The sequence below is a fragment of the Fontibacillus panacisegetis genome (assembly GCF_900102215.1).
Classification (GTDB): domain Bacteria; phylum Bacillota; class Bacilli; order Paenibacillales; family Paenibacillaceae; genus Fontibacillus; species Fontibacillus panacisegetis.
In genome coordinates this window covers 1-12,739 of record NZ_FNBG01000037.1, presented here as the reverse complement: position 1 = coordinate 12,739, position 12,739 = coordinate 1, and the positions used below count along the sequence as shown (strand labels likewise).

General features: G+C 42.1%; 10 protein-coding genes. All 10 read left to right on the top strand.

Going from position 1 to position 12,739, the window contains the following annotated elements; translation table 11 throughout:
- Nucleotides 1-29 precede the first annotated feature (29 nt).
- The 10 genes from BLS49_RS21445 to qoxD all read left to right on the top strand — a co-directional run bounded on the left by BLS49_RS21445 (nt 30) and on the right by qoxD (nt 12,257).
- Nucleotides 30-1,007, top strand: coding sequence for a diaminopimelate dehydrogenase (locus tag BLS49_RS21445; protein ID WP_091235635.1), 978 nt, complete (start codon nt 30-32; stop codon nt 1,005-1,007).
- Between the two features lie 209 nt (nt 1,008-1,216).
- Nucleotides 1,217-1,903: an ABC transporter ATP-binding protein gene (locus tag BLS49_RS21440; RefSeq protein ID WP_245742675.1), complete on the top strand. Its 687-nt coding sequence runs from the start codon at nt 1,217-1,219 to the stop codon at nt 1,901-1,903.
- Complete coding sequence (locus tag BLS49_RS21435) at nt 1,887-2,912, top strand: efflux RND transporter periplasmic adaptor subunit (protein ID WP_175471505.1); 1,026 nt, start codon at nt 1,887-1,889, stop codon at nt 2,910-2,912. The genes BLS49_RS21440 and BLS49_RS21435 overlap by 17 nt, the downstream gene beginning before the upstream one ends.
- A gap of 21 nt (nt 2,913-2,933) precedes the next feature.
- Complete coding sequence (locus tag BLS49_RS21430; RefSeq protein WP_091235629.1) at nt 2,934-5,807, top strand: ABC transporter permease; 2,874 nt, start codon at nt 2,934-2,936, stop codon at nt 5,805-5,807.
- Between the two features lie 3 nt (nt 5,808-5,810).
- Nucleotides 5,811-6,695, top strand: a complete 885-nt coding sequence (locus BLS49_RS21425) for an ABC transporter ATP-binding protein (RefSeq protein WP_091235626.1) — start codon at nt 5,811-5,813, stop codon at nt 6,693-6,695.
- A 14-nt stretch (nt 6,696-6,709) separates the two neighbouring features.
- On the top strand, nt 6,710-8,026 hold the full coding sequence (locus tag BLS49_RS21420; protein WP_091235624.1) for an ABC transporter substrate-binding protein: 1,317 nt from the start codon (nt 6,710-6,712) through the stop codon (nt 8,024-8,026).
- Between the two features lie 427 nt (nt 8,027-8,453).
- A complete protein-coding gene (gene qoxA, locus BLS49_RS21415) occupies nt 8,454-9,410 on the top strand; it encodes a cytochrome aa3 quinol oxidase subunit II (RefSeq protein WP_091235622.1) in 957 nt (318 codons plus the stop codon).
- A 24-nt stretch (nt 9,411-9,434) separates the two neighbouring features.
- Nucleotides 9,435-11,378 (top strand): cytochrome aa3 quinol oxidase subunit I, encoded by a 1,944-nt coding sequence (qoxB, locus tag BLS49_RS21410; RefSeq protein ID WP_091235620.1) that lies wholly within the window; start codon nt 9,435-9,437, stop codon nt 11,376-11,378.
- Nucleotides 11,375-11,971: a cytochrome aa3 quinol oxidase subunit III gene (qoxC, locus tag BLS49_RS21405; protein WP_091235618.1), complete on the top strand. Its 597-nt coding sequence runs from the start codon at nt 11,375-11,377 to the stop codon at nt 11,969-11,971. The genes qoxB and qoxC overlap by 4 nt, the downstream gene beginning before the upstream one ends.
- Nucleotide 11,972: 1 nt before the next feature.
- Nucleotides 11,973-12,257, top strand: a complete 285-nt coding sequence (gene qoxD, locus BLS49_RS21400) for a cytochrome aa3 quinol oxidase subunit IV (protein ID WP_091235616.1) — start codon at nt 11,973-11,975, stop codon at nt 12,255-12,257.
- Nucleotides 12,258-12,739 lie beyond the last annotated feature (482 nt).

Sequence of the window (12,739 nt, the reverse complement as noted above, 5' to 3'; positions counted from 1 at the left end):
CATACAAGAATTGAAGGAGGAACATGTTAGTGGCATCGAACATCAAAGTAGGTATCGTAGGTTATGGAAATTTAGGTCGTGGTGTGGAAAAAGCAATTCAGCAAAATCCGGATTTTGAATTACGCGCGATCTTTTCAAGAAGAAATCCCGATGATGTGGCAGCAGCCAACGGCGTTGTACACATTTCCGAGGTTGAGAAGTACAAGGGCGATATCGACGTATTGATCCTTTGTGGTGGTTCGGCCACCGACCTTCCTGAGCAAGGTCCTGAGCTTTCTGCATTGTTTAACACAGTAGACAGCTTTGATACACATGCAAAAATTCCAGAATATTTTGAGAAAGTGAACGCTTCTGCGATTAAAGGCGGAAATGTCAGCGTCATTTCAACGGGCTGGGACCCAGGCTTGTTCTCTTTAAACCGCTTGCTGGCGGAAGCTGTTCTGCCTGAAGGTAAAGAGTATACTTTCTGGGGTAAAGGCGTTAGCCAAGGCCACTCCGATGCGATTCGCCGTGTTGCAGGCGTTAAAAATGGAGTGCAGTACACAATACCGGTTGAAGCTGCTGTAGAAAGTGTGCGTAAAGGTGAAAACCCAGAACTGAGCACAAAAGAGAAGCATCTTCGCGAATGTTACGTCGTTGCTGAAGAGGGCGCGGATCTGGCGAAAATAGAACGTGAAATCAAAGAAATGCCTAACTATTTCTCTGATTATGTAACAACTGTAAACTTTATCAATGAAGATGAGCTGAAAAAGAACCACTCGACAATGCCGCATGGTGGAACTGTATTGAGAAGTGGACGTACTGGTGAAAACAGCACACAAATTATCGAATTCGGATTAAAGCTGGATAGCAATCCTGAATTTACAGCTAGTGTGCTTGTGGCTTATGCTCGCGCTGTATATAAGCTGTCTCAAGCAGGGCAAGCCGGAGCGAAGACAGTATTTGATATTCCGTTCGGATTGCTGTCGCCTAAATCACCTGAAGAGCTTCGTAAAGAATTACTGTAGGTTCAGGCCTTTCATTTCAATGCATAAAAGTCAAGTCATAAAAGCACAATGGATGTCAAATTATCCTTGTGCTTTTATGAATTTTGGGCTATATGAGTTGTTGAAAAAACGCTATAAATAAAGTATTGTGGAAATATGTGTATGCCTAGCCATAACCTATGATTTTGTGCGGAAATAATGATTTGGGAATAAGGGGGGGAGTAGATTCGTTGAATGAAAGAAGCTGTATACAGACCGTTGGCATTACAAGAGTGTTTGGCCGTGGATCGGGTGCAGTGACGGTTCTGAAAGGTGTAGATATGACAATACCTATGGGACAAATGACCGCTTTTATCGGACGTTCTGGTTCTGGAAAAACGACACTCATCAATCTGCTGGGAGCATTGGATCAACCCACCGAGGGATCGATTCAGATCGATAATCAAGTCATTACAGAGATGACTGATAAGGAACGAGAACAGCTACGCCGTAGCCAAATAGGGCTTGTATTTCAATCGTTTGCACTAATTCCGTTAATGACTGCTTATGAGAATGTCGAATTTGTACTTCGTATTGCAGGTTATTCAGCAAAAGAGAGAAAAAAGGCTGCGCTTGAGGCATTGGAACAAGTAGGACTGACTTCGCGCATGCATCATAGACCGTTTGAGATGTCAGGGGGAGAGCAACAGCGTATCGCGATTGCAAGAGCAATTGCTCATAAGCCCAAGCTTATTCTTGCCGATGAACCAACAGCGGAACTTGATAGTATTACAGGCATTAAAATTATGAAAGTTTTTCGCGACTTAATAAATGAATACGGCGTATCTATCATTTTAACAAGTCATGACCCGGAAATTATCGAGATTGTAGATCAAGTTTATGAACTGGAGGATGGGCTTATTGTCTCGCGATCGTAACCGTTTAACTGTGCTTAAATTATTTCTGTTATTTTCTGTTGTCTTATCGGGATGTTCTTTACTTCCCAAGGAAGAGGAAGCGCTAACACCACCGCTTGTAGAGCCTGTTCAAGAGAATTACAGTACGGCGAAAGCCGAGAAGGGTACGATTACTCAGGAGATTAAAGGAAATGGAAGATTTGAATCGACAGCACAGGATGAAGCTATATATAAGGATAAGAACGGTAGAATAAGCAAAATTCATGTGGTATCTGGTGATGTAGTTAAAAAGGGAGATATTCTCGTTGAACTACTTCTCGATGGATTGGATATTCAGGTACAAGAGCAGGCGCTTGCTATGGAAAAAGCTGAATATGCCCTGCGTGAAGCCAAATTGAATGAAGAAAACGATGAAAAAACGTTCGAATTAGCAGCCCTGCAGTACAAATTGGAACAAAAAAAGTACGATCGCTTAAGTAAGCAATATGACAGCAGAACCATTCGTTCAGAGGTAAATGGTAAAGTTACTTTCGTTGATACGTTGAAGGAAGGCGATCTTATCGAACCTTACCGATCGATCGTATCTGTAGCAGACCCTACGAAACTGAGAGTGGTTTTGGAGGTTAATTCAAGCGATAACAACGTGGCGGTAGGGTCCGATGTTCTATTGAACTATAAAAGTAAAACTTTTAATGGGATCGTCGTTCAATCTCCATTATCTGCACCAATAACTCAGAATCAAGAGCAAATAAACCGAAATAATAGATTTGTATACATAAAAATGGACGAGCTTCCTCCTGATGCAGATATTGGTACGCTTATCGATGTAAGAATCATTACTGAACAACGTGATGATGTTATCAAAATCCCCAAAGGGGGTCTCCGATCGTTTGGAGGACGGAATTTTGTCCGTGTTCTTGAAGAAGGTTCCAAGTTAAGAGAAATTGATGTTGAACCGGGGATTAAAAGCAGTACTGAGGTGGAGATTGTGAAAGGGCTAGAAGAAGGGCAAGTTGTTATTTTGCAATAATATGTTGTAGGAGGTTTCTGTGTGTCCTTATTCTTCATGATTCTCAGGAAAATGCTGCAGAACAAATGGCTGGTATCTACATTATTTCTCGGTACTTTGATGACAGTTGGACTCGTTAGTACGATTCCCATCTATTCTGAGGGCATTTTGTCAAGAATGCTGGTCAAAGATTTGGAAGCGTTTCAGAATGAAACGAATGCATATCCTGGCGCACATTTGACGAAGCTGAGTTTCCAAAATGAAAGTACAAAGAAACGTCAGGAAAGAATCGTAAAATTAAATGAGTTTATGAAAGAAACCGAGAAGAACGGGTTTGGGATTCCAGTTAAAAATTTGGTGGTGGAGCTTCAGACGGCTAGCTTGCAGGTAATTCCTAAAGGGATAGATGCCGATAGTATAGACCGTAAACAGATTACGTCTGTTAAGTCTGTATCTCAATTTGAAGATCATATTGTTTTAGTTGATGGAAAAATGCCTGCCGAAGAACCGGTGAACGGAGTATACGAAGTCCTGGTGAATAACAAGATTATGTCTAATTTAGACGTTGTTCTTGGAACGGAACTTCAGCTCTTTAATACGAAAGGGAAAGTTGTTGCTGAAGTTAAACCGGTAGGTATGTTTGAAAAAAAGCAGGTCGATGATCCATATTTTCGGTCACCTCAGTTAGAAAACTATGATTTGTCGTTCGTTGTCCCGGAAAGAACGTTCGAACGTTATTTTATGGTTAATGATGAGATTAAAGTATCGTCTGCTTGGTGGTATTTTGTGCTTGATTATTCTCGTATGGAGCTGCGTAACCTAGGGGACTTTCTGAGCACTTCTCAAAAAATAAAGGAAGAGGCTATCAGTGCAACGTCACGGTTTCAAGTGGATAGTACGGTGCCGATAGAGGATAAGATTCAAGAGTATTTTAACCGTTCGAAACGGTTGTCCAACTTTATGTGGTCGCTTAATGTGCCTGTATTGATCATGCTCGGCTTTTACATGTTTATGGTATCTAATCTCATCGTCGATCGTCAGAAGAATGAAATTGCTGTAATTCGCAGTAGGGGAGCCTCACGCTTGCAAATCATGGCATCCTATGGGGTTGAGGCTGCAATACTGTGCAGTATTGCATGGGCGGTGGGGCCGTTTTTGGGCCTGCTTTTAACGAAAATGCTGGGTGCATCAAATGGTTTTCTTGAATTCGTCCAAAGATCCAGTCTGCCTCTATATATAAATGCACAATCCTATCAATTTGGTGCATTGGCTGCAATAACGGTGTTTCTGATGATACTGACTCCTGTTTTTTTTGCTACTCGCGTCTCCATAGTCGGACATAAGCAAGGACAGGCAAGAATAAAAAAGCTGCCTTTCTGGCACAAAATGTATCTGGATGTTCTTCTGCTGGGTATTTCGATATACGGGTACTATGCGTTCAAGAAGAGATTAGCGGAAATGAAAAATCTGGGCCTGAGTTTTAATGATTTACAAATCGATCCTTTACAGTTTGTTGTTCCTGCTCTCTTCATTGTAGGGGGTGGTTTGTTGATACTTCGGCTCTATCCTTTAATCCTGAGGATAATCTATCGCGCTGGAAGCAAGATCTGGACGCCGGGTTGGTATGCCACGCTAATTCAGGTAGGTCGCTCCAGCAACCAGTACCAATTTTTGATGATATTTTTTGTCATTACAATTGCTACTGGTGTATTCAGTGCAGGGGCAGCCCGAACAATTAATAACAATACAGAGGAGCGAATACTGTACTCAGGCGGATCTGATATTGTGATTAAATCGGAATGGCCTAGCAATAAGCCAGTTGTTGTATCAAGCCCTGGTGCTGCTGGAGCTCCGCAACCTTCTTCATCAAATGGGGATGCTCCTACGCTAAATGTCATCCAATATCATGAGCCTCCTTTCGAGCCATATATGAACCTGCCGGGTGTTGAGGATATAGCTAAAGTTTTTGTGAAGGAAGAGGCAATGTTTCAGATAGGAGATTCGCAGGGAAGCGCAGTATTGATGGGGATCGATACAGACGATTTTGGAAGAACGGCATGGTTCCAGAATCTGCTTTTGAGGAATCCTCTAAATGAACATCTTAATCTGATTGCTTCAGATTCCAGAGCAGTAATCATCTCTAGGACTCTGGCGGATCAAAAGAAGGTTAAAGTTGGGGATACGATTTGGGTTGGTTGGGAGGGTGTGGATCATCAGCCATTTATCGTCTACAGCGTTGTTGATTATTTCCCAACCTTCAATCCTAATCCTCAGAACAAAGATAAAGAGATTCCTATGCTGATCGTAGGACATTTATCCAGAATACAGCTGCAGCTGGGACTTGAGCCTTATCAAATTTGGCTTAAAATGCGTCCGGATTCAACAACAGCTGAATTGTATGATGCTATCAAGCTGGCCAAGCTGGATATCATTAATATTCATAACACGAGGGAAGAGCTTGTAAAGGCTAAGAACGATCCTTTTTTAATGGCTCTTAACGGGATGTTAACGTTGGGTTTCCTCTCATCCATATTTATTACATTTGTTGGTTTTCTATTGTATTGGGTACTCTCATTGCGTGGTAGAGCTCTGCAAAATGGAGTAATGCGGGCGTTGGGGCTATCCCTGCGGCAATTGATAGGCATGCTGGCGATCGAGCAACTGCTTACATCAGGTGTGGCTGTTATGATCGGTATCGTAATAGGAAATATAACGGGCAGAATGTTCGTGCCTAATTTTCAAATTGCGTTTAACCCGAGTTTATTAGTTCCACCTTTCCGTGTCGTATTTGAATCAGTGGATTTCATGCGTCTGTATATCGTAATTGGAATTATGTTATCGATCGGGTTGGCGATTCTTGGTTATATGCTGTCCCGTACCCGAATTCATCAAGCGCTGAAGCTAGGGGAGGATTAGCAGATGATCCATTGTGAGGGACTTGTTAAAATTTACAAATCCGCAGATCTGGAAGTGTTTGCCCTCCAAGGTCTTGATCTTATCGTTGAGGAACGGGAACTAATGGCGATCATCGGGAACAGCGGGAGCGGGAAATCCACCTTGCTGAATATGTTAGGCGGGCTGGATACCCCATCGGCGGGTAAGCTCACTGTTAATGGGAACGACATGCTAAAGATGAGCGAACGTGATCTTGTGAAGTACAAGCGGGAAAGCGTCGGCTTTGTCTGGCAGAATAACGCACGTAACCTTGTTCCGTATTTAACAGCTCTTCAAAATGTAGAGTTGCCGATTTTGTTGAAATCCAGACGGCGCAAGGAGCGCGCTTTGGAATTGCTGGAAGCTGTAGGATTGTCGCATCGCAAGCATAATAAGCTTCACGAAATGTCAGGGGGAGAGCAGCAGCGGGTTGCGATCGCCATTGCGCTGGCTAACGAACCTAAATTATTGCTAGCGGATGAACCTACAGGTTCTTTGGACGCGCGAATGTCTGATCAGGTTCTTGATTTGTTTCGTGAATTGAATCGGACTATAGGAGTTACGATCGTTATTGTTACACATGATCCACTCCTGGCCAAGAAGGTTGATCGGGTAGTGGCAATAAGGGATGGTAAAATATCCTCAGAGATGTTACGTCGTAAATCTTATGCCGAGGAGCTTGCAGAAATAGAGCAAGGATTGGTTCAATCCGAAGAAGATACTCATGTGGAGTATGCCATTTTGGATAAAGCTGGACGTTTGCAGGTGCCGAGAAACTATCTTGAAACAATCAATGTAAGGAACAACAAGGTAAAGCTTGAACTCGAAGAAGGCAAAATTATTATGACTTCAGATGAATTTGATAATTGAGATTGAGGTGACCTATGAGAAAAGGGATTATTTTATTTTTAGTGTTTTGTATTGTTATTATTTCAGGTTGTTCTTCCAACATATTGTCGAAAAAAGAGACAACGGAATTAACGCTGTATACGTATAATCAGGACCCGGAAGTTGCAAAGGCTGTAATAAATGTATTAGAGCAATTTAATAAAGAGCATCCGGAAATTAAGGTTAATTTAATTAGAAATGCACCCAATCAGCCAAGTGTAGTTGGATTGCTGAAGCAGCTAGAGGAAAGTGATAAACAGGTCGATCTGCTTTGGCTGTCATCATACATGGGAATTGGAGAGGCGGTTGCTGGCAAGTATGTTCAATCGCTGGAACAGCACTCGGACAGCCTTAAGCTTAATGATTTTTATGTCGATCTAGAAAGCCAACGTTATAATGACGAGCTCTATACTGTTCCATTTTTATTGAATAATACATTAATCTATTACAATAAAGACCTTTTTGATAAATATCAGATTCAATATCCGACTGAAGATTGGACCTATGAGGATTTGGTAAATATGGCTGCAGGTCTGACCAGTGTACAAGACAAAGTGGTTGGTTTACTGAATGGTGGGTTTCTTTATTATTCAGTTCCAGGAGCTTATGGGGGAAATACATTAAATGAGGATGAGAATGGTATACAACTAGCCATAGCTGAAGAAGATGCCCTAGAAGGGATCGAGTTTTTAACGAATGCATTTAGAAATAATAAAATTGATGGAAGATTAGGAGAAACGTATTCAGAGAGAGCTGTGACAGTGCCTAGCTTTGAAAATGGAACGGCAGCCATGATGGTTAATAGCTCCAGATTTCTAAATATGCAATATGAAAAGGTCCCTAATTATGGGGTAGCTCCGTTACCAAAAGGACCGAGCTCGCAGCAAGGGATCAGTTTTATTGAATCACTTGGGATTTCTAGCAAAAGCGAGCATCCAGAAGAAGCGTTAGAAGTTTTGAGATATTTAACAACGGATACTGCGGCTAGAGAACTGTTGGTTAGGAGTGGAGTAACACTTCCAACTACTTCGGATGAAAAGGTATTTGATGCCTTTGAGAAGAGATTCGCAGATTCAGGAGACTTTGAAACTGTCCAAGGAGCATTAAACAAAAGCAATGAAGTGACTTCAGGCCCAGGATTAGTTACAAGTGTACCTGGACTTAACAATGTAATTATTAAATTAGAAAGGCTTTTTTATGAGCAGATGTATGCGGGCAAAATGAAAGTTGACGGAGAATTTGAAGCACAAATCAAGCAAATTAATGACGAATGGCTTATTGAGCAGCAAACCGCTAATGAGTCGTTTGAATAAAAAATTAAAGTTGCCAGGTCAAGGATCTTGTATCCAACGGCCTAGGCAACTTTAATTTTTAGCAGGTATATACAAACAATTTCGAATGAGGTCATTTTAGAATGATAAGTGATAAAAATCACAATATATCTAAAAATAGCGATTTTATTATGACAATTCTGCGAACTTATCGCCAATACTCTATCATTGTGAACAATTATCAAAATCGACGAATTTGGCTGATTTTGATCAAATTTGACGCTAAATCAACTTTTGGTGCATAGATAGGGGGCGATGACGCTGAAATAACTGTAAAATATTTGCAAATTTGACTAACTCTATGAATTGTTATCATCTTGGTGTTTGCCTAACATTAATCTTATCTGGAATGTTGAAATCATCCCATGTTTGGTGATGTTCACAATGTAGAAAGGGGTATCAGAATCCTATGAAAAGGAAAGGATTGCTGCTTGCTGTTTTTTCAGCGCTTCTTGTCCTCTTATCCGGCTGTAGTTCGTTGACCGTTTTGGATCCGAAAGGGCCGGTGGCCAAGACGCAATCGGGTGTTATTTTGTTCTCCATCCTGGTGATGGCGATCATACTTTTAGTTGTTTACATTTTATTTGTTTTTATGCTTTCCAAATACAGAGCCTCCAAGGCGGCACCGGATTATGAACCGCCGCATGAGGAAGGCAATAAGTGGCTGGAATTTACGTGGATCGCGATTCCGGTCATTATAGTGGCCATTTTATCTGTGGTTACTGTACGTTCAACAAGCGCGATTGAGAAAGTAGCAGAAGGCTATGAAAATGAAAAACCGCTTGTTATTTATGCTGCATCCTCAAACTGGAAATGGCATTTTAGCTATCCGGAAGAAGGTATTGAGACAGTTAACTATGTTAATATCCCAACTCACCGTCCGATTGAATTCAAGTTATATGCCTATGGCCCGATTTCAAGCTTGTGGATCCCACAGCTGGGAGGTCAGAAATATGCAATGAGCGATATGGTCAATACGCTTCATTTATTAGCTGAAGAACCGGGATCTTATATGGGCAAAAACGCTAACTTCTCTGGTGAAGGCTTTGCACATATGGAATTTGAAGCTTTGGCTATGTCACCTGCTGAATATGAAAAATGGGTCGATGAGGTTAAAAGCACAGCTTCCGAGTTGACAGAGGACGAATTCAATACTCTGCTGGAAACAAAGCATGTCGGAAGAAAAACTTATACATCAACACATTTGTCATTTAGCCCTGCTCCTGAGGGAGACAATGCAGGACACAACCATGGAGGAGACTCCACAGATACAGAGATGGATCATTCCGAAATGGACCACTCCGAAATGGATCATCCTGAAATGGAGCACTCTGAGAATTCAGATCATTCTTCGCACGGCAACTAAAGTATAGAAGGGAGTTAGCTAGTCATGAAATGGGACGAATTTTTCGTCACAGGTGAGCCGATGATTTATGGTGCGATGGTCAGCATTGTACTTGTATCGATAGCAATTGTTGTCGGACTTACTTATTTTAAAAAATGGGGCTACCTATGGCGCGAATGGCTGACAACTGTCGACCATAAGCGTATCGGTATCATGTATATTATTGCTGCATTAATAATGCTGTTCCGTGGTGGCGTCGATGGACTGCTCATGCGGGGACAACTGGCTATGCCTGAAAACGGGCTGCTTGATGGTCAGCATTACAACGAAATCTTTACAACACACGGGGTCATCATGATCCTGTTTATGGCGATGCCTTTTGTTATCGGATTAATGAACGTTGTAATTCCGCTGCAAATCGGGGCTCGCGACGTAGCTTTTCCTCGGCTTAACGCTGTCAGCTTCTGGCTGTTCTTTGCTGGGGCAATGTTGTTCAACATTTCATTCGTTATCGGCGGATCGCCGGACGCAGGTTGGACTGCTTACTTCCCATTGGCAAGTATCGAGTTCAGTCCGACGGTTGGTAATAACTATTATGCTATCGCACTGCAAATTTCCGGTATTGGTACATTGATGACCGGTATCAACTTTATCGCAACAATCCTTAAAATGCGTGCACCAGGGATGACATTGATGAAAATGCCAATGTTTACTTGGTCTGTACTTATCACTAACGTTATCATCGTATTTGCATTCCCGGTATTGACAATAGCTTTGGCATTGATGACATTCGACCGGCTGTTTGGATCACAGTTCTTTACGATGGCCAACGGTGGTATGGATATGCTCTGGGCCAACCTGTTCTGGGTATGGGGCCATCCTGAGGTGTACATCGTTATTTTGCCAGCCTTCGGGATTTATAGTGAAATTATTTCAACGTTCTCTCGCAAAAATCTGTATGGTTATAAATCGATGGTTTACAGTATGGTCGTTATCTCGCTCTTGTCCTTTATCGTATGGGCGCATCACTTCTATACAATGGGTCATGGCGTAATGGTTAATGGTGTTTTCTCGATTACCACGATGGCGATCGCCGTACCGACAGGGGTTAAAATCTTCAACTGGCTCTTTACGCTGCGTAAGGGGAAGATCGAATTTACGACTCCAATGCTGTATTCTCTTGCATTTATTCCGATCTTTACGATCGGCGGTGTAACAGGTGTTATGCTTGCGATGGCAAGTGCTGACTACCAATACCACAATACGATGTTCCTGGTAGCTCACTTCCACTACGTTCTGATCCCAGGTACTGTATTTGCGGTAATCGCTGGTTTCTACTACTGGTTCCCGAAATTGTTCGGTTTCCGTCTTAACGAACGTCAGGGTAAAGCTGCGTTCTGGACGATTGCAATCAGTTTCAACGTTACGTTCATGCCACTGTTCTTCCTTGGTCTAAAAGGGATGACACGTCGTATGTACACTTATTCGGAAAGCACGGGCTTTGGTCCACTTAACTTGATTGCTTCAATTGGTGCTGTTGGTCTTGCGATCGGCTTTATCATGCTCGTATACAACATCTACTGGAGCTTCCGTTATGCTCCAAGAGATACTACAGGTGATCCATGGAATGCACGTACACTGGAATGGAGCACTCACAGTCCTATTCCGGAATACAACTTTGCGATTGTACCAGAGGTTCATGAACTTGATCCGTTCTGGGAAGCTAAGAAAACAGGTAAATCTCTGTTTAAAGGTCAATATGAAGAAATTCATATGCCAAACAACAGCGGACAACCGTTTATTCTCGGAATGATCTTCTTGTTCTTCGGATTCTTTATGGTATTCAGCTGGTGGATTCCAACGATTATTGCTGGTGTAGGTATTGTTATTATGCTCGCAGTTCGTTCGTTTGAACGTGATCATGGCCATCATATATCAGTAAAAGAAATTACAAAGACAGAAGCTAAATTGCGGGGTGAAGGGGTATGAAGTTAGATAATACGCTGCCGCTAGAATATCGTTCAGAAGAGAATAGCAATCGGATTTTTGGTTTCTGGATTTTCCTTGGTGCTGAAATTGTTCTGTTTGCGACTCTCTTCGCCGTCTACTTTACGCTCTGGACTCGTACTGGAAATGGACCTTCAGCGGAAGAGATTTTTGAGATTGGTCCGGTGTTAATTGAAACGTTCTTGCTGCTTACTAGTAGCTTCACTATTGGTCTGGCGATCAATGCTATGCGACTTGGATTAAAGAAACCGATGATGATATTTTTCATCATCACATTGATTCTGGGTCTCGGATTCCTTGGAGTGGAAATCATGGAGTTCGTAACTTATGTTCATGAAGGTGCGACTTTGCAGACCAGCGCGTTTTTATCCAGCTTGTTTGTCTTGCTGGGTACCCACGGTGCTCACGTAACATTGGGGCTGCTATGGGGCGGCGGGTTGCTGATTCAGATCAAACGTGAAGGCTTTACGCTGGATACAGCGAATAAATCATTTATTTTCTCGCTATACTGGCACTTCCTCGACGTAGTCTGGATCTTCATCTTCAGCTTCGTATATTTGAAAGGATTGATGTGATATGAAAAAACTATTCCCAACTCATCACGTAATGGGATATGTCTTCTCGCTTATCCTTTCGGTTGTCGCTCTAGCAGTCGTGTTCTGGGATTTATCTTTAGCAGTAGGAATGACCATTCTGGTTATCGCTGCTGCTATCCAAATGTCGCTTCAGCTCTTTCTGTTCATGCATATCGGAGAAAACGGCTCGAAGACGGCGTTATATACTAACATTGTGTACGCTCTGTTTGTTGGTCTTGTAACAGTATTTGGTACTTTGTTTACAATGATCTGGGGCTATCAATAATAGAAAGCTGTTGGCAAAGAAGGGGCTGTCCCTAAAAGTTATCTTAGATAACTTTTAGGGACGCTTTTTTTTTGTAGTGTAAAGGCAAGATATCAGGAAAAGGATGCAAAAATACAGTTTTTTTAAAGTAGCCATGAAAGGATGAACAAAAGCCTGCAAAACTGCAGCAATATTGTTCAGAATAGACTAGTTTGAAGAGAATCCTTAGAGAAAGCCTGCACATTTGCAGCAATTTAGGGCATTTAGAGGCTTTACATGATCAAAGCCTGCACATTTGCAGCAATTTCAGGAATTCCGCATCATGACACTATTACACATGAGATACGGTCATAGAATGCGGCAGGATCAAGCGGTGCAGGGGGCGTCTTCCTTGCACTGCTATTTCTAGTTTTGACACTAAACCTACTTTTGGGATAGCTCCCTTGTGTTGTTTTATTAGGTTTCGATTTGCTTATATCTCTTGTGGGCACTAGACTATGATT